Here is a 17,936-nt window from a genome sequence, read left to right as displayed (position 1 = left end):
CCCGCCCCTCACCAGCGCGAGTGGATCGACTCCCGCAGCAGCTCGTCGTAGGTCTCGCGCACGGCCTCGTCGAAGCGGGCGAGGATCTCCTGCTGCGCGTCGGTCGGCGCGCTGCCCGCGGCCGCATTGCGCCGGGCCTGTTCGCCGCTGCTGGCTCCGGGGATCGCCGCGGTCACTCCGTCCTGGGCGAGGATCCAGCGCAGCGATGCCTCCGGCAGCGGCATCTCCCACCGTAGGGCGTGCTCGAGACGGGCAACCGCCTCGAGACCCGTCCCGTACTCGACGCCGGAGAACGTCTCGCCCTGGTCGAAGGCTTCGCCGCGGCGGTTGAAGGTGCGGTGATCGTCCGCGGCGAAGGTGGTCTGCGGTGAGAACTTCCCGGTGAGCAGACCGGAGGCGAGCGGGACGCGGGCGATCACTGCCACGCCCTTCTCACAGGCCTGCGGCACGACGGCCTCGAGCGGCTTGAGCCGGAAGGGGTTCAGGATGATCTGGAGCGAGGCGAGGTGCTCGCGCTCGAGGCTGATCAGAGCCTCCTCGCAGGTCTCCACGCTCACGCCCCAGGCGGCGATTTTCTGCTCGTCGACCAGGGTGTCGAGCACATCGAACACCCGGTCGTCGCGATAGACCGCGGGCGGCGGGCAGTGGAGCTGGACGAGGTCGAGGGTGTCGGAGGCGAGGTTCTGGCGCGAGCGCTCCACCCAGCTGCGCAGGTTCTTCTCGGTGAAGGACTCCGGGGCGAAAGGGTCCGCCCGGCGAGAGGCCTTGGTGGCCAGGAACAGAGGGGCCGACAACGATCCGGCACGCTCACGCATCGCTCCCACCAGACGTTCGCTGCGGCCGTCACCGTAGACGTCGGCGGTGTCGAAGAAGTTCACGCCCGCGTCGAGGGCGGCGTCCAGCACCGCGTTCGCGGAATCATCGGAGACCTCACCCCAGTCGGCGCCGATCTGCCAGCAGCCCTGCCCGATCACGGACAGCGGGCGGCCCAGGCGGGAGGGTGTGCGGTGCTGGATGGACATCATCGACCTCGCGTTCTCGGCTGGCCGCCCAGCGGCGGGCGGTATACAGGGCCAGTGTCCCAGAACCGGGTCGGGCAGTGCCCGCGACAGCACCTGGGGACACTCCAGCGGCGATCGAGGTCGCCGGCTCCATCGTCATCCCTCAGCGGCTCACGGCGAGGATTCGGACAGGTATCGGTGCGGTCTCGCCACCGTGCCCGGGGGCGCAGCGGGGCCTCCATCAGTTCTACGATGCCGGGCGACCGTCCCGTCGACCGCAGGAGCACGCACCTCATGACCTGGACCCCCACCGCTGACGATGACCGCCGGTTCCTTTCCCTCGCCATCGAGCAGGCCCGCAAGAGCTGGGACGAGGGCGGCGTACCGATCGGAGCGGTGCTGGTCCACGACGGGGAGGTGCTCGCCGCCGGACACAACCAGCGCGTGCAGAAGGACTCCGCGATCTTCCACGGGGAGACCGACACAATCGAGAAGGCTGGCCGGCTGCGTGCAAGCGTGTACCGCGAGTCCGTGCTCTACACGACCCTGTCGCCGTGCATCATGTGCTCCGGCACCGCGCTGCTCTACGAGATCCCGCGGATCGTGGTGGGCGAGAACCGCACCTTCGAGATGGCCGAGTCTCTGCTGCGCGAGCGCGGCGTCACGGTCGACGTGCTGGACGATCCGGAGTGCATCGCCCTGATGGAGCGGATGATCGCCGAGCGACCCGAGATCTGGAGCGAGGACATCGGTGTGGAGGCCGCGGAGCTGGGCGGCCAGGCCAAGAGCCAACAGCGGTGACCGCCGCCGACGTGCGCGATGGCGCGGACGAGCCGCCCGTCGACCCCGACTACCCGGTCACGCCGGTCCCCCGCTCCGCACGCCGCGGCGTGGTGTCGATCAGCGTGGTCCTCATAGGCTTCACCGTCTTTGCGCCGACGCTCATGGCCGGTGCGAGCATCGGCGCAGCGTTCCGATTCTCCGAGTTCCTGGCAGTGCTCGCGGTGGGATCCGTGGTGCTCGGCGCCTATGTCGCCGCAATCGGCTTCCTCGGCGCCCGCACCGGCCTGACCACCGTGGTCATGTCCCGGTACACCTTCGGCACCGCCGGGTCGAAGGTCGTCTCGCTGCTGTTGGGCGGCACGCAAATTGGCTGGTACGGGGTGGCCGTCGGCTCGATCGGCCAGATGACCGCCCTCGCCTTCGGGTGGGAGAGCACGTGGGCTCCGGCGCTCGTGATGATCGCCGTCTCGATCCTCATGATGCTCACGGCCCTGTACGGCTACGAAGGCATGTACTGGGTCTCCCTCATCTCCACGCCCCTGATCCTCATCCTCGCCTTCTGGATCACGGGCAAAGCCCTCGCCGAGGTGGGTGGGGTGAGTGGGCTGTTCGACATCGCCCCGACCACCACGATGAGCTGGGCCGCAGCGGTTACCACGGTGGTGGGCACCTTCGCCTCCGCCGGGACACAGGCCGCGAACTGGACCCGCTTCGCTCGACGCGGCCGCGACGCCGTGATCGCCTGCGCCATGGGCTTCGTGATCGGCAACGGGCTCATGGTGTTCTTCGGCGCCGTCTCCGCCCTCGCGTTCGGCGAGGGCGACTTCACGTCGTTGCTGCTGGGCATGGGGATGATCGGCTGGGGCCTGTTCTTCCTGTTCGGGAACCTCTGGAAGTCCAACGCCGACGCCGCCTACGCCTTCGGGGTCGCCGGCGCTGAAATCGCCAGCTCCACCCGCAAGGGCCCCTTCATCATGGGCGGCGTCGCTATCGGCACCGTGCTCGCGCTCACCGGCGTGGAGAGCCACATCGTGGGTTACCTGAGCTTGCTGGGCGTGCTCATCCCGCCGCTGGGCGGAGTGCTGATCGGCGACTGGATCGCCCGCTGGCGGCGTGGGCAACCCGCACTTGAGACTCTGACGGAGAAGGTGCGGTGGCAGGCGATCGTGCCGTACGTGCTCGGGTCGCTCAGCGCCTGGGTCTCGAACGAATTCGGGATCGGGATCGCGCCGCTGAACGGCATCGTGGTGGCGCTGGTGCTGGCGTGGGTGTTCGAGATACGGAGCGCGAGGAGCTGAGGCGGACGGGTCAGGAACTATCCACTGAACCTCACGCTCTCCCCGCTGGTCGCCGCGATCGCCGGCGGCAACACTGCGATGGTCAGACACTTCGGCCACGTCGCGAGGGTCTACAACACCCTGCGTGTCAGGCCCGGGCAGGTTCGGCACCGACTGGCCAGCTTGGATCGCGTCCGTCCAGCACAGCGCGTTTGAGGCGAACGAGGAAGGCCGCAGTCTCGCTCCCCCACCCGCGCTGATCCCCGGTCAGCGGTGACCGGGCAGAACCGCTGGAAGTGACGTCACTCTACCGGAGCGGCGCGAGGCGCAACGCGGGGTGCGTCGGGACGGCTTCGTACGCAAATCTGCTGTCGCGGCGTCGGACGGCCTGCCAGGCTTTCCCTCATGACCGGACACCCCCAGCACTCCGTCGCGCACCAGCACGGTGCCTCCGTCGAGCACACCGCCACGCACGACCACATCGCGCCCGATCCATCCCTCTCCCCCGCCGACCACTGGGAACAGCGCTACGCCGGCCAGGAGCGCATCTGGTCCGGACGGGTCAACACGACGCTCGCGGACGTAGCCGGCAGCTTTCCCCCGGGCACGTCGATCGACCTCGGGTGCGGGGAGGGCGCGGATGTGCTGTGGCTGGCCGAGCAGGGATGGCAGGCCCACGGCCTGGACATCTCGGAAACCGCCGTCGATCGCGCCCGGGCCGAAGCCTCCGCGCGCGGCCTGAACAACGCCTCCTTCACCGCGACGGACCTGAGCACCTGGCAGCCGGAACCGGGTTCAGCAGACCTGGTCACCGCGTCGTTCTTCCAGTCCGAGGTGGCGCTGGACCGCATGGCGATTCTGCGCCGTGCGGCCGCCGGTCTGCGGCCCGGTGGCCATCTGGTGACGATCTCCCATGCAGCCCCGCCCTCCTGGGCCGATCACCACCCCGCGCACATGATCGACGTGCGCGCGGAGGCGGAGGAACTTGCACGGCCCGCTGCGGAGTGGGCGGTGGAGGTCGCCGAGGAGCGTCCGCGACCCGCCGACGGTCCCGACGGCGCCCCTGGCGAGCATCTGGATGCCGTCGTGGTGCTGCGCCGGAGGTGAGGCCCCGCCGCCGGCGGTGCGAGGCCCGCCTCAGCCGGCCTCGGCGCGGGCCTGCTCGTACCAGGCGAACGCGGCCTCGGGGTCGTCGGCCGTGGTGCCGTCCAGTCCGATCTCGAGGGCGCGGCGGAGGTTCTCCTCGCTGCGGGTGGGCCAGCCGTGCACCAGGCGGCCCGCGGCGTGCTGCTCGGCGACCACCTCGGCGCTCAGCCCCGGCCACCCGCAGTACAGGACGCTCGCACCGGTGCGCTCGAGCAGATCCTCCACTCCCTCGGGGCTGTCCTCGGGCAGCGGGAGCCCGTGCACGATGAATCCGCGGGGGATCTGCGGCATCAGTTCGCGCGCATGCACCAACGCCCCCGCGTCGAAGCTGGTCAGGCGTGCGCGCTCGGTCAGCGCGGGCAGTTGGTCGACCCGTTCGGCCAGCAGCGGCACCACCGCCGGGTCCTTGATCTCGACCTGCAGGAAGACGCTGGTGGCCTCGATGGCCTCCTCGAGCGTGGCCACCCGGTGCCCGTCGCGCAGCACGATCCGCTGGAGGGCCGCCCAGTCCAGGGAGTCGACGGGGTCGAGCCCACGGTCCTCCTCCGCCACCATCCGGTCGAGGCTGCGGTCGTGGGTGAGCACGAGGCGGCCGTCGGTGCTGGGCCGGATGTCGAGCTCGATCTCCTGGCAGCCCACGCGCTCGGCCTCTTCGAAGGAGGCGATCGTGTTCTCGAGGACGGTCGCCATCGCGCCCCGGTGGCCGACGATGGTGAAATCTTCCCCGGGGCGGGTGGGATCGCTGGTGGTCATGATGCTGGTCTCCGTCGTCTCTGTCGGATGGTGGGCCGCGGGCCGTCCGCGGTGACGGGTCCCAGCCTCTCACCACGACCGTGCCGTCCGTGCTCGAACCGCGCTGCGAGCTCCCGGGCAATCACGCCCGGCGGTAGGTTGGGACCTACCAGAGCGTCCAGCGCGCGAGCTCGGAACGGCTGCCGCGCGGGCGCCGACCGTCGACCGGTGCGCCGGGGTGGGAAGTGGGTGGGGCAGTGAATACGTTCTTCGGTCTGGGCGGGTGGGAGCTGATCATGCTGGTGGGCATGGGCATCGTCGTCCTCGTGCTGCTGGTGGTGGGAGCGGCCCTGGTAAAGCTTGCGTTCTTCGGCCCCGCGTCACGTCGGGACGATGACGAGAGCGATGATGAGGACGGCGACCACGACGAGGACTACGACGACGACGGACGGTGACGTCCCCTCGCGCCGGGCAGACCTCCTCCATCGGAAAGGACATCGGATGACCGTGTTGAGCGCATCGATGAGCGCCGCACTTCAGGAGCAGACGGCGTGGCAGGAGTCCCTGCTGAAGGACTTCCATCGTCACCCGGAGCTGTCGATGCGCGAGGAGCGCACGCGCGGCGTGATCGCCGGGCAGCTCGCGGGCTACGGCTACGAGGTCCATGAGCTCGGCGGCGGCGTGGTCGGCGTGCTCGCGAACGGCGAGGGCCGCACCGTCCTGTTCCGCGCCGACATCGACGGTCTGCCGGTGCGGGAGGACTCCGGGCTGGACTACGCCTCGACCGCGACCCAGGCCGACGGCGAGGATGTTGAGCAGCCCACGATGCACGCCTGCGGCCACGATTTCCACCTCACCGCGGGTCTGGGCGCCGCGAAGCTGCTGGCCGATCACCGCCAGGACTGGTCCGGGACCTATCTCGCACTGTTCCAGCCCGGCGAGGAGAAGGCGGCCGGTGCGCGCTCGATGGTGGAGGCCGGTCTGGTCGACGCGGTCCCCGCTCCCGACGTGTGCTTGGGCCAGCACGTGCTCACCGACCCCGTCGCCGGGAAGGTGGCGGTCGCGTCGGGTCCGGTGATGAGCACCGCGGCCTCGGCCCGGATCGTGGTCCACGGCGCCGGCTCCCACGGGTCGATGCCCCACCTCGGTGTGGATCCGGTGGTGCTGGCCGCCGCGATCGTGACCCGCCTGCAGACCCTGGTCGCCCGCGAGCTCTCCCCGGCGGATTTCGGGGTGGTCACCGTCGGCTCCCTGCAGGCAGGATCGAGCGCGAACATCATCCCCGGCAGTGCGACGATGCTGGTGAACTTCCGCGCGTACGACGAGGACATCCTCGGCCGGCTCATCGCGGGGGCGGAGCGGGTGGTGCGCGCCGAGTGCGAGACGGCCAGGTCACCGCGCGAGCCGGAGATCGCGGTGTACGACCGCTACCCGCTGACCGCGAACGACGAGTCGGCGGCCGAGGTGGTCCGCGAGGGGTTCCTGGCGCAGTTCGGTCCGGAGCGGGTCGAGGTCATGGCACCGGTGACGGCCTCGGAGGACTTCTCGATCGTGCCGGATGCGTTCGCGGCGCCGTACTGCTACTGGGGCGTCGGCGGCTACGCCGAGGGTCGCGAGGCGTACCCGAACCACAGCCCGCTCTGGTCACCGGATCTGCAGCCCACGCTGCGCGTCGGCACCGAGGCGGCCACGGCTGCCGTGCTCGCCCACCTCTCGACGGACCGGATGGGCTGACACTCGCGCGGCCGCGCTGATCCCGAGGAATTCTCCCCGTCGGCTCGGCGCGGGTCGCGGGCCACCCTCGGCGTCGGGTACCGGCTTACCTCATCCCACCGGGGCGGCAGCAGCGGCCGTCCCGTCCTCGTTCTCGAGCGACACCGCGAGGTGCAGCTCGGCGTCCTGGGCGATCTCCCCGGTCAGCGGCACCTCGAGCGTCTGCCTGCCTGTCCCGCTCTCGCCGGCGTCGAGGGCACCGACGGTCCCGGTGCCGTCCCACAGGTAGGCCCGCACCGTGCCGGCCTGCCCGGTGCGCAGGCGCACCGAGACGCCGTCGGAGGTGCGAGAGATCGTGCCCAGGCGGAGGGCGCCGTCATCCAGCGCGGTCGCCCCGCCGAGGCCCGTGCCGTCCCCTGCCGCCTGGATGATCGAGGCCGGGGAGTGCACCGACCGCGCCGCGGTGTCGGGGATCTGCGGCTCGAGCGGTGCTTCCTCGCCGGCAGCGGCGTCGGGCAGCTCGAGCACGCCCCATCGGTAGGGATCCGCCTGGACGCCGGGAAAGGTGGACCAGCCGATACGGGACTGGCCGGTGCGGTCCTGGGTGTCGGAGTCGTAGACGACGACGTTGAACCCGAGACGGGTCGGGTCGATGCCGTCGGGCAGTTGCGCGTACGGGATCCTCGCCTCGAGCACGTACCCGTCGTAGGGGTCCGAGAGGGTGGCGGCGATCCTCACGCCGGGCGCCACCTCGTCGATCGGCCCCTGATGGTTGTCGTGATCCCGCCCGGCCACGGGCCCTCCGGTGCCGTCCTCGGCAGCGGTGCCGGGCAGGGCGCCGAGGATGAAGGTCGTGGCGGTGTGGTCCGAGCTCCCGCGCGGGTCGATCATGATCTCGATCGAGTCCGTGCGGAAGCGCTGCTTGTTGTCCTCCGGCGGCAGCAGGGCTCCGAGCGTGTCGTCGACGACCTGCACGAACACGGACAGCCCCTGCTCGTCGTAGGTGACCCAGGTGGTGCCCGAGGCGTCCTCGGCAGTGACTTCGTCACCCTCCCAGAGGGTGCCGACGTCGATGCTGTCGCCCGGGTACTCGCCGCTGCTCCGCCGGGCATCGATCTCGATGCCCGCGGACCGCTCGGCGACCAGCCGGGGCACCAGGTGCAGCCCCTGCGCCGTCGAGGAGGTGCTCCCCGCAGCGGTCACGGTGACGGTCACCGGATAGACGCCGTCCTCGGGCGCTCGGTTCGCGGTGGGCAGGGAGGGATCGGTGTTCTCCAGCCGCACCTCGCGTGCCGCCTCCTGACCGGGTGGGACGCCCTCGACCGACAAGTGGGTCGGGTCGGCCGTGAAGCCCTCAGGCAGCTCGAGGGTGACTTCGGCGTCCTGCGCTGTGGCGGAGCGATTGCGCACCACCACCTCGACGGTCTCCGCGAGTCCGGAGCCCAGCGCCCGACGGGTGGGGACCAGCGCGTCCAGACGCTGCATGCCCAGCTCCTCGGTCCACTCCAGGAAGGTCGCGATCTCCGGACGGTCCGCGAGGCCTGCCTCGACGGGTCCGGCGGTGCGCAGGGGCAGCACGTTCTCGCCGGTGCCGCCCCGGGAGCTCGCGCGGGCTCGCAGCTGGACGTGCTCGCCGAGGGCGACGTCCTCGGGAGCAGTGACCGTGAAGGTCGCGCTGCGATGCTGCTTCGCGGGGACGGTGCCGATCCGCTGCATCCCGCCGACTTCCCAGCCCTCGGGGACCTCGAGAGCCACCTCGACGCCGGGAAGCGCCCTGCCCGGGGAGCCGACGGTCACGGTCACCTCGAGGTCCTCCCCCGGCAGGGCCGTGAAGCGCTCGGAGGCGACCTCGAGCGTGGTGCCGAGCGGCAGGCCGCCGTCGATCGGCAGCGTCGCACCGCGCAGGGCCGCGGTGCCGGAGCTGGTGGGGTCGGCCAGCGGAGTGCGGGAGGCGATCAGGGTGAACCAGGTGACCGGGATCTGCGCCGGGTCGGAGGGCGAGGGCGGGTTCACGTGCCAGCCCTGGGTGCGATAGGTGTGGACCGCATCGTCCAGCACCGCGCTCCAGCGCTTCCCGTGCCGCGCGGACTCGGTGCCGTCCCAGGCACCGAAGACGACCTCGCCGGCCACCTCGGGCTCATACCCCTGGGCGACGGCGTCCGGTCCGGTGCCCGCGCTGCCGTTCGAGCCCGAGCGCAGGATCCGGGACGGGGAGAAGGGGCGCAGGCCCTCCTCGAAATGCTCCGGGAACACGTCCTCGCGCCCGGCCAGCTGATAGGCCTCGACGGCGAACATCGCCGCCTGCTGGTGGTTGCCGTGGTTCCCCTCGACGGGAGAGGGGTCCATGGTGACGATGACGTCGGGCCGGGTGGCACGCACGATGCGGATCACCCGGCTGAACACCTCGGCGCCGCCCCACACCTCGTAGGACAGCGGGGCCGAGAGGGTGTAGAAGAAGTCGACGGCGTCGAGGTTGAAGACGTGTTCGATCCCGGCGTAGCCGACGGCGGTGCGCTCCTCGGTCTCCCGGAGGAGGCCGAGGGCGGGGCCCTCCTCGAGTCCGACGGCATTGCCGCCGCCCTCGCCGCGCGTGAGGGTGATGACACCGGCGCGCTGGTCCTCGAACTCGTGCCACTGCCCGAGAGCCGCGAGCGTCCAGGCCTCGTCATCCGGGTGCGCGCCGATGTAGAGGACGTCGAGGTCGACGGTGCCGTCGGCGAGGGCGCGCTCCATCGGCGGCAGGCCGGGGACGTCCAGGACGGTCGCTCCGGCGGCGAGGCCGAGGACGGCCGAGCCCTGGAGCAGACGCCGCCGGCTGAGCGGAGTGGCGGACGGGGTCGAGGAGGTGCGGGCGGGGTGCGACATGGGGTTCTCGTCTCTCGCGGGACCGCTGCCGTGCGGTCAGTGCTTGCCGGCGTCCGAGCGCAGGGCGAAGGTGCCCTGGGCGCGACGTCGTCCCTGGACCCGACGGTCGGGGACGATGTGCTCGAGGAAGCAGTAGCCGTCGCGGGTGTACGCGGCGCGCAGGTCCCCGTCGTCGGCCGCATCGGTGAGGTGCCGCCACCAGTCGGTGATGTCGCCCCAGCCGGGGGCTGCCAGGGACCCGCCGAACTGCTGGACGGCGAGAGCGGAGCAGAGTGAGGCGAACTTCAGTCGCTCGTCCAGCGGCCAGTCGGCGAGGGTGCCCAGCACCATCGAGGCGGCGAACACGTCGCCGGCACCGGTGGTGTCGATCGCGGTCACGGGCACGGCCGGGCAGTACGCCTCCTCACCGGTGGACGCGTCGATCGCGTAGGAGCCGGTGGCGCCGTCGGTGACCACGGCCAGCGGCACCTTCTCGGCGAGCGCGCGCACGGCCCGGTCGGGGCTCTCGGTGCGGGTGTACCCCATGGCCTCGACCGCATTGGGCGTGAAGGCATGGCAGTGCGCGAGCGGGGCGAGGTCCGCCACGTCCCAGCGGCCGGTCTCGTCGAAGCCGATGTCGGCGAAGATCTTCGAGCCGCGACGGGCGAGGTCCGCCCACCACCCGGTCTCCCCCGCCAGGTCGACGACGGCGGCCCGCGCGGCCGGGGCCCGGGCGATCATCACCGACAGCGGCTCGGGCAGCTCGTGGCCGTGGGTGACCATCGCCCGGTCGCCCTGGGCGGCGACGGAGGCGGTCAGCGGCGAATGGAAGTCGGGGAAGCGACGGGAGGCGGTCAGGTCGATGCCCTCCTCGTGCGCCATGGTGTGCCACATCCAGTCGGCATAGGCGTCGTCGCCGAATCCGGCCACCAACCCGGTGCGCAGTCCGAGGCGGGCCGCGGCCACGGCGAGGTTGGCGATGCCCCCGGGGCTGGAGCCCATGCCCTTGCTCCACAGCTCCTCGCCGGGCGCGGGCAGACGGTCCAGGCCCGTGAAGACGATGTCGAAGAAGACGGTCCCGGACAGCAGCACGTCCAGCGGCGGGTCCCCCTCCTGGCGGGTCGCGGCCAGGGGGTCCCAGTCCGCGGCGGCGTCGATGGCGGCCGCCTCCTTCGCGGTGAGCCAGGGGCGGGACGCGGCGGTGGAGCCCTCCGGAGGGGCCGGGTCCGACGGGGCGCTGTCCGTCGTCGGGCGGCCGCTATCGGGGGTCGCAGGTCCGGGGGTCGGGGCGTTCTCGGTCATCACTTCACGGCTCCTTCGAGCATTCCGCGGATGAAGTGCCTCTGCAGGAACAGGAACATGATCACCATCGGCAGCGCGACGATGACCGCTCCCGCCGAGAGCAGGGCGAGCTCGGCGGTGTACTGGCCTTGGAAGTTGGACAGGCCCAGCGGGGCGGTGCGCAGGGAACCGCCGGGGGCCATGACCAGGGCGATGAGGAATTCGTTCCAGGTCCACATGAACGCCAGCACGACGAGGGTGGTCAGTGCCGGGACGGAGGCGGGCACCACCACGCTGCGCAGTGTGCGCATCGGTCCGGCGCCGTCGAGCGCGGCGGCCTCCAGCAGGCTGGTGGGAAGGGTCCGGAACTGGGCGCGCAGCCAGAAGGTGCCGAAGGCGACGGACTGCGCGATCTGCGGGAGGGCGATCGCGGCGTAGGTGTCGGTCAGACCCAGGGTGCGCAGGTCGAAAAACAGCGGGATCACGGTGGCCTCGGTGGGGATCATCAATCCCAGCAGGAACACGTAGAACAGCACCGTCGCGCCCCGGAACCGCATGGTGCCGAAGGCGTAGCCGGACAGCACCGAGAGGACCACGGCGGAGGTGACCACGAGGGCGGCGACGATCAGGGAGTTGCCCAGGGAGCGACCGAAGCCGCCCACCTGCCAGGCCTCCACGAAGTTGCCCAGGTGCAGTCCGGGGGCCTCCCCGATCTGCGGGGAGAGCGCCGTGGCGAGGATGGTGAGGATCGGGACGAGGGCGAACAGGGCGAACAGCACCAGCACGACGTAGTTCATCGTGCGCTCGGCGGCGGAGATCCTCATCGCGACCGCTCCCCGATCCGCGTGACCAGGACGTTGATCGCGAACACCAGCACCGTCAGCACGATGGCGACGGCGCTGGCGGAACCGACCTCACGCAGCTGGAACGCCCTGTCGTACACCTCGTAGCTGGGCACCGTGGTGGCGTTGCCGGGCCCACCGGACGTCGTCATGTAGATGAGGTCGAAGGTCTTCAGGGCCGCGATGATGGTCAGCACCAGGGCGACGACGATCTCACCACGCACCGACGGCAGGGTGATCGCGAAGAACTCGCGCACCGGACCGGCGCCGTCCAGCCGCGCCGCCTCGAAGAGGTCGTCGGGGATACGGCTCATGCCCGCCAGCAGCAGCAGCATCACCAGCCCCATCTCCAACCAGGTGCCGATGAACCCGACCGCCGGCAGGGCGGCCCCCGGGTCCCCCAGCCAACCGCGGGCCAGTCCGTCGAGCCCGACGGCGCGCAGCAGCTCGTTCAGCGGCCCGTTCGGCGCGTAGATGTTCCGCCATGCCACCGCGACCACCACCAGCGCGATCACCTGCGGCAGGAAGATCACCGAGCGGAAGAAGCCCATCCCTCGCACCTGTCCGCGACGGAAGATGGCCGCCAGCACGAGACCGATCACCAGCGGCAGCAGCGCGTAGAACGCGATCAGCACCAGGGCGTTGCCGAGGGCGGCCCGGAACGCCTCGTCCCCCGCGAGGTCCGCATAGTTCGCCAACCCCACGAAGGTCGAGGGCCCGAAGCCGGCCCAGTCGTACAGGGAGAACTGTGCCGCCCTGATCAGCGGGTACAGCGAGAACGCCGCATAGACGAGGAAGGCGGGCAGGATGAAAAGGTACGGGGTCAGGCGCGAGCGCACGACCGCCGAGGGGGGACTCTTCGACATCGGCGACTCAGCCCTCCGCAGTGAAGTCGCCGTAGTCGGTCTGCAGCTCCTCGGCCGCGGCGGCCGGCTCGCTCTCGCCACCGATGACCTGCTGCAGCGCGGCCCCGGCGGTGTCGGCGAAGGTCGGCGTGGCGTAGTCGAGGTAGGGCAGCAGCTCCCCGTCGTTCGAGACCGCGTCGAAGGCCTCGTAGATGTCCTTGTTCACCCCGGAGGCCGGGGCGAGCTCCGCGGTGCGCAGCACCGGCATCCCGCCGGCCTCGGCGATCAGTTCCATCGCCGTGTCGGAGGTGAGGTGGTCGATGTAGGCGGCCGCCGCGTCGGCGTTCGCGGCCTTCGCCGGGATCGCGAAGGGCAGGCCGGTGCCGCCGGTGGTGGCGATCGTCCCGTCGACCCCGGCGGGTGGGGCCATGAAGCGCAGGTCCTCCCCCATCACGGCCCCCATGTCGGGGCCGAGCCAGGAGCCGCCGATCAGCAGCACGCCCGAGCCCTCCGTGTACTCCGCCCAGGCGGTGTCGTAGGCGAGGCCGTTGGGGGAGTCGCCGAGGGCGCCGCTGCTCGCCCAGTCGGCGAGCCGCGTGAGGGCGGCGAGGTTCTCCTCGCTGGTCCAGTCGGCCCCGGCGTTGCCCATGGCGAGGGGGACGATGGTCTCGGCGGTCACGAAGTCCGCCTGCAGCGGGCCGAAGAGGTGCAGCGCGGGCCACTGCTCGAGGTTGCCGAGCTTGATCGGCAGCTCGCCGGCCTCCTGCGCGGCCTCCACCAGCGCGTACACCTCGTCCCAGGTCGTCGGTGGCTTCGCCCCGAGAGCCTTGAGCTTCTTCGCGCTGTAGTAGATGCCGCACACCTCGCCGGTCTGCGGGAGTCCCCACAGCGGGCCTTCGCCGAAGGTGACTCCGTCGGCCGAGTAGCGGGCCTTGGACAGCACCGACGTGGGGAAGCGGTCCTCCCAGCCGTAGGCCTCGGCGTAGCCGGTCAGGTCGGTGAGCTGGCCGGCTTTGACGAACTCGCCCATGTCGCCGCGGGCGTTGTTGACCTGCAGCACGTCGGGCACGTCGTTCCCGGACAGCGCCAGGCCGGACTGCTGCTGGAGGTCGTCGAAGGACTGCTTGACCCGATCGACCGTGATGTTCGGGTACGCCTTCTCGAAGGCGTCGACGAGCGATTCGATCGCGTCGTTCTGCGCGCCGCGGACCTCCTGGTCCCAGACCTTCAGGGTGATCTCGCCCATCGCCGCGGGGTCCGTCTCGACGTCGGAGGCGGCCGGGCCGGAACCGCCGCCGTCGCTCGCGCCGGAGTCGGAGCCGGGTGCGCAGGCGGCGAGGAGTCCGACGCCCCCGACGGCAGCGCTCGAGCCGAGGAAATGTCGACGGGACTGACGACGCATGGTGTCCTCCTGGGTGCGGGCGGCGACAGCCGCGATGCTGTGGCGCAGGGCACCATGATGGCACATCGTGCTCGCAGATGCAGGCTTGTGCACAGTCATGTTCGAAGCTGCGCGAACGGTGCTACGGTGACGCCATGCTCAGCGAAGAACGCCACGAGGCCATCGTCGCCTTCGTGCGCCGCCACGGTTCGGCGACCGTCGGCCGCCTGAGCGTGGACTTCGCCGTCTCCGAGGCCACCATCCGTCGCGATCTCGAGCTGCTGTCCGGTTCCGGCGCGGTGCGTCGCGTGCGCGGCGGTGCCTGCGACGTGCGCGGCAGCATCCGGCCCGAGGCCGACGTGCGGGCCTTCGCCGACGTGGCCACCTCCGCCTCGACCGCCAAGCGGCAGATCGCCGAGCGCGCCGTGTCCTGCATCGCCGACGGTGACGTGATCGCGCTGGACATCGGCACCACCGTCGCGGCGATGTGCCCCCTGCTCGCCGGGCGGTCGCTGACCGTGGTCACGGCCTCGCTCGCCGTGATCCAGGCCCTCGCCGAGGCCCCGGACGTCGACATCGTCGTGCTCGGCGGGCTGCTGCGGCCGAACTACCAGTCGCTCGTGGGGACCCTGACCGAGTCCGCCCTGCGGCAGGTCCGGGTCGACATGGCGTTCCTCGGCACCTCCGGCATCCGGCCCGACGGGACGGTGCTCGACTCGACTCCCAGCGAGGTGCCGGTCAAGCGCGGCCTGCTCGAGGTCTCGACCACGGCCTTCCTGCTCGCAGATCACGAGAAGCTGCCCGGCTCGGGCTTCCTCGAGGTCTCCTCCCTGGATCGGTTCACGGGACTGATCACCGACCGTTCCCCCGCCCCCGATGCGCTCGTCCTCCCGGAGGGGGAGGAGCTGGAGGTCCTGCTGCCATGAAGCTGACGATCCTGGGCGGCGGCGGATTCCGCGTGCCGCTGGTGTACGAAGCCGTGGCCACCGGAGCCACCGGGCTGCAGGTCGACGAGATCGCCCTGCAGGACGTCGACACCGGCCGTCTGCGCACGATCACGGAGGTCATCGGTGGGGTGCGCGAGCGGCTCGAGGCGGAAGGGCGCCTCTCCCACGCGCCCCGCCTGAGCGCGACCACCGACCTGCGCGAGGCCGTCGCCGGCGCCGACTTCGTCTTCAGCGCGGTCCGGGTGGGCGGCGCCGAGGCCCGCACCATCGACGAGCGGGTCGCCCTGGGCCTGGGACTGCTGGGCCAGGAGACCATCGGTCCGGGCGGGCTCGCGTACGCGCTGCGCACGATCCCGGTCGCCCTGGACATCGCGCGTACGGTCGCCGAGCTCGCCCCCGACGCCTGGACCATCAATTTCACGAACCCTGCCGGCATCGTCACCGAGGCGATGCGCTCCGTGCTCGGCGACCGCGTCGTCGGCATCTGCGACACCCCGATCGGTCTGGTGCGCCGAGTGGGCCGGCTGCTCGATGTGGACCTGGTGGCCGGCGAGCGCGGCGCCGAGGTCGACTACGTGGGGCTGAACCACCTGGGGTGGCTGCGCGCGGTCACGGTCGACGGGATCGACCGCTTGCCCGGGCTGCTCGGCGACGACGCCGCCCTCGAGGAGATCGAGGAGGCACGGCTGATCGGCAAGGACTGGGTGCGGGCCGACGGCGCGCTGCCCAACGAGTACCTGTACTACTACCTCCACACGACCGCGGCGATCGAGCGGATCACCGGCGCCGCGACCACTCGCGGGGAGTTCCTCGCCAAGCAGCAGGGGGACTTCTACCTCGCTGCGGAGGACGAGAGCTGCTGCTCCTCCCCCGCCGAGCTGTGGCGCGAGACGCTCCACGAGCGCGAAGCGACGTACATGGCCGAGTCCCGCGACGAGGAGCGCCGCGAGGAGGACGTCGCCGGCGGCGGCTACCAGGAGGTGGCGCTGCGGCTGATGACGGCGTTGGCCACGGGGCGGCGCGAGCGGATGATCCTCGACGTCGGCAACCTCTCCGCCGAGCGGCAGGACGCCCTCGCCTCCGAGCGGATCGTGCCGGAGCTGCCGACCGATGCGGTGCTCGAGGTGCTGTGCGAGGTGGATGCCGACGGGGTGCATCCGCTGCCCATCGCCCCCGTCGAGCTCGGACGGCTGGGCCTGATGAGCTCTCTGCGGGCCTCCGAGCGGAAGATCCTCGAGGCGGCGGTCACCGGATCCCGCGATGCCGCCTGGCAGGGCTTCGCCACACATCCGCTGGTCAGCTCCCCGGAACTGGGTGCGAAGCTGCTGGAGGGCTATGTCGCCGGGCACCCCCAGATCGCGGAGCTGCTGGGCACGGACCTGCTGGGCACGGACTGACCCAGCGGCCCCACCCCGAGCGGTGGCCGGCCACGGCCAGGCGCCCGCCCCCGGATTGCCCCGACCCAGACCGCGGCCCCGGCCGGCTCCGATCAGCCCCAGTCGTCGCTCCACCGAGGATTGTCGCCAGAGGACCGATGTTCGCGACGACATCGGTCCTCAGGCGACAATCCGTGTCACGGCTCAGGACATCCGGGACGCCTCGGACCGCGAGGCCCCACGGCCGGCCGACCCCGTGTGGCACCTGCCGACCTCCGCGCTCTGCAAGCACCTGTGACGGCTGTCGGCGTCGAGGGGTCACCGCAGCGGCAGGGTCACCACGGAGACGGCGCGCTCCCCGGGACGCGGGGTCAACGTGACGCGCCCGCCGTCGCAGGACCCTCCGGGGGCGCCGGCTTTCCCAGCCGCACCCTCGGGCACCTGCGCGATGTCCCGGACAGCTGCCGAGACCTGCGTCTCGAGCGTGACGGGGCCGGCGTCAGGGTCCAGCAGCAGCATGTGCATCACCTCGCGCCCGTCAGTGTCGCGGCCGCACGTGAAGCGCACACCGTCCGGCGGTACCCGCACCGCTTCGTGCCTCCACGGCCTCGTCCCGTAGATCGCCGGCCCGTGCCTGCCCAGCCAGTCCCCCAGTTCCTCGAGGGCGCGGCGCTGCAGCTCGGGGATGCTGCCGTCGGCGCGGGGGCCGACGTTGATCAGCAGGTTCCCGTTCTTGGAGACCACGTCGGCCAGCAGCCGGATCAGCTCGGGGCCGTCGAGGGCGTGCTCGGCGGACTCGTCGGCGTTGTAACCGAAGGAGAGGCCCAGTCCGCGGGTGGATTCGAAGGCCTCCTCCTGCACCGACTCGATGTCCTGGTACTCGCGGGTGAGCACGCCGTGCACCGGCACGCCCCATCGGTCGTTGACCAGGCCGTCCGGGACCGCAGCGAGGTGCTCGCGGAACAGCTGCTGCAGGGAACCCGCGCCGTGGTACTTGCCGGCGTCGGGCCAGTCGATGTCGTTCCACAGCAGGTCCGGGGCGAAACGCTCGATCAGTTCTCGCAGCTGGGCGGCGGCGAATCCCGCGAACCGCTCATCGTTGCGGCGCAGCGCGAAGAGATCGTCGTTCGAGGTCAGCGGCGGATAGTCGCTCGCGTGCCAGTCGTGGGCGCCGGAGTAGTACAGCCCCAGGCGCAGCCCGGCTTCCCGCGCGGCCGCGGCGACCTCGGCGATCAGGTCCTGGCCGGGGCCGCGACGGGCGGCGGTGAAGGATGTGGTGGCGCTGTCCCACAGGCAGAACCCGTCGTGATGCTTGGTCGTCGGCACCAGGTACCGCGCACCCGCCCGCGCCGCGAGGTCCACGATGCCGCGGGCCGCCTCCGGGGAAGGCTGCCAGTCGTCGGCGAAGTCCTCGTAGGAGTGCCCGACGCCGTACAGCCGCTCGTGCCGCTCGCGGGTGGGGCTGCCGTCGATCCGCACGGTGTTCGCATACCACTCGGCGTACTGGTGGCGGGCGTAGGCGTTCTCGGCGGTGACGTCGCGGCGGTCCAGGACGTCGGCCCAGGCGGGCACTGAGTACAGCCCCCAATGCACGAACACGCCGAGCTTCGCGTCGCGATACCAGTCGGGGACGGCGAGGTCGGGGTACTCCGCTGCCGCGGCGGCGTCGGCCGGACCGTGGCGGTCATCGAAGCTGATCATCGGCATGCTCCTACGAGCGCCTCGGCGCGCTCATGGCGGGGACGACGGTCGGGGTGGAAGGATGTCC

At 71.4% G+C, this 17,936-nt stretch carries 15 protein-coding genes; 7 read left to right on the top strand and 8 right to left on the bottom strand.

Going from position 1 to position 17,936, the window contains the following annotated elements:
- Positions 1-8 precede the first annotated feature (8 nt).
- The gene (locus tag JOF43_RS04500; protein WP_377783898.1) at positions 9-1,016 is read right to left on the bottom strand and encodes an aldo/keto reductase; all 1,008 of its coding nucleotides are present in this window, start codon (positions 1,014-1,016) and stop codon (positions 9-11) included.
- A gap of 279 nt (positions 1,017-1,295) precedes the next feature.
- On the opposite strand from JOF43_RS04500, the gene JOF43_RS04495 reads away from it, so the two are divergent.
- The 3 genes from JOF43_RS04495 (at position 1,296) to JOF43_RS04485 (ending at position 4,168) form a co-directional block, all read left to right on the top strand.
- Positions 1,296-1,802 (top strand): nucleoside deaminase, encoded by a 507-nt coding sequence (locus JOF43_RS04495; RefSeq protein ID WP_209899696.1) that lies wholly within the window; start codon positions 1,296-1,298, stop codon positions 1,800-1,802.
- Positions 1,799-3,082: a cytosine permease gene (gene codB / locus JOF43_RS04490; protein ID WP_209899693.1), complete on the top strand. Its 1,284-nt coding sequence runs from the start codon at positions 1,799-1,801 to the stop codon at positions 3,080-3,082. Before JOF43_RS04495 ends, codB begins: the two co-directional genes overlap by 4 nt.
- Positions 3,083-3,466: 384 nt before the next feature.
- Entirely contained in the window at positions 3,467-4,168 is a 702-nt protein-coding gene (locus JOF43_RS04485; RefSeq protein ID WP_209899690.1) for a class I SAM-dependent methyltransferase, read from the top strand.
- A gap of 30 nt (positions 4,169-4,198) precedes the next feature.
- On the opposite strand, the gene JOF43_RS04480 is transcribed toward JOF43_RS04485, so the two are convergent.
- Positions 4,199-4,960 (bottom strand): glycerophosphodiester phosphodiesterase, encoded by a 762-nt coding sequence (locus JOF43_RS04480; protein ID WP_209899689.1) that lies wholly within the window; start codon positions 4,958-4,960, stop codon positions 4,199-4,201.
- Positions 4,961-5,196: 236 nt separating this feature from the next.
- Here JOF43_RS04480 and JOF43_RS04475 point away from each other — a divergent pair, with 236 nt between their 5' ends.
- Complete coding sequence (locus tag JOF43_RS04475; protein ID WP_209899686.1) at positions 5,197-5,394, top strand: hypothetical protein; 198 nt, start codon at positions 5,197-5,199, stop codon at positions 5,392-5,394.
- Between the two features lie 46 nt (positions 5,395-5,440).
- Positions 5,441-6,673 carry an amidohydrolase gene (locus JOF43_RS04470; RefSeq protein WP_209899683.1) on the top strand — a complete coding sequence of 411 codons (1,233 nt, stop codon included), beginning with the start codon at positions 5,441-5,443 and terminating at the stop codon, positions 6,671-6,673.
- A 90-nt stretch (positions 6,674-6,763) separates the two neighbouring features.
- On the opposite strand, the gene JOF43_RS04465 is transcribed toward JOF43_RS04470, so the two are convergent.
- The 5 genes from JOF43_RS04465 to JOF43_RS04445 are packed head-to-tail and all read right to left on the bottom strand — an operon-like array spanning position 6,764 to position 13,965.
- Positions 6,764-9,517, bottom strand: a complete 2,754-nt coding sequence (locus JOF43_RS04465) for a sugar-binding protein (protein WP_209899680.1) — start codon at positions 9,515-9,517, stop codon at positions 6,764-6,766.
- 36 nt (positions 9,518-9,553) lie between these two features.
- The gene (locus JOF43_RS04460; protein ID WP_209899677.1) at positions 9,554-10,798 is read right to left on the bottom strand and encodes a carbohydrate kinase family protein; all 1,245 of its coding nucleotides are present in this window, start codon (positions 10,796-10,798) and stop codon (positions 9,554-9,556) included.
- The gene (locus JOF43_RS04455) at positions 10,798-11,601 is read right to left on the bottom strand and encodes a carbohydrate ABC transporter permease (RefSeq protein ID WP_209899674.1); all 804 of its coding nucleotides are present in this window, start codon (positions 11,599-11,601) and stop codon (positions 10,798-10,800) included. Before JOF43_RS04455 ends, JOF43_RS04460 begins: the two co-directional genes overlap by 1 nt.
- Positions 11,598-12,485 (bottom strand): carbohydrate ABC transporter permease, encoded by an 888-nt coding sequence (locus JOF43_RS04450; RefSeq protein ID WP_209899671.1) that lies wholly within the window; start codon positions 12,483-12,485, stop codon positions 11,598-11,600. Before JOF43_RS04450 ends, JOF43_RS04455 begins: the two co-directional genes overlap by 4 nt.
- 7 nt (positions 12,486-12,492) lie before the next feature.
- Positions 12,493-13,965, bottom strand: coding sequence for an ABC transporter substrate-binding protein (locus JOF43_RS04445; RefSeq protein WP_245354010.1), 1,473 nt, complete (start codon positions 13,963-13,965; stop codon positions 12,493-12,495).
- Between the two features lie 35 nt (positions 13,966-14,000).
- On the opposite strand from JOF43_RS04445, the gene JOF43_RS04440 reads away from it, so the two are divergent.
- Positions 14,001-14,771, top strand: a complete 771-nt coding sequence (locus JOF43_RS04440; protein WP_209899667.1) for a DeoR/GlpR family DNA-binding transcription regulator — start codon at positions 14,001-14,003, stop codon at positions 14,769-14,771.
- Complete coding sequence (locus JOF43_RS04435) at positions 14,768-16,189, top strand: family 4 glycosyl hydrolase (RefSeq protein WP_209899664.1); 1,422 nt, start codon at positions 14,768-14,770, stop codon at positions 16,187-16,189. The genes JOF43_RS04440 and JOF43_RS04435 overlap by 4 nt, the downstream gene beginning before the upstream one ends.
- A gap of 297 nt (positions 16,190-16,486) precedes the next feature.
- Here JOF43_RS04435 and JOF43_RS04430 read toward each other — a convergent pair whose 3' ends face one another.
- Positions 16,487-17,869: an alpha-L-fucosidase gene (locus JOF43_RS04430; RefSeq protein WP_209899661.1), complete on the bottom strand. Its 1,383-nt coding sequence runs from the start codon at positions 17,867-17,869 to the stop codon at positions 16,487-16,489.
- Positions 17,870-17,936: the final 67 nt, after the last annotated feature.

Source organism: Brachybacterium sacelli, assembly GCF_017876545.1.
In the GTDB taxonomy this organism is placed as follows: domain Bacteria; phylum Actinomycetota; class Actinomycetes; order Actinomycetales; family Dermabacteraceae; genus Brachybacterium; species Brachybacterium sacelli.
The sequence above is the reverse complement of the archived record's forward strand: the minus strand, read 5'-3'. Positions and strand labels throughout refer to the sequence as shown.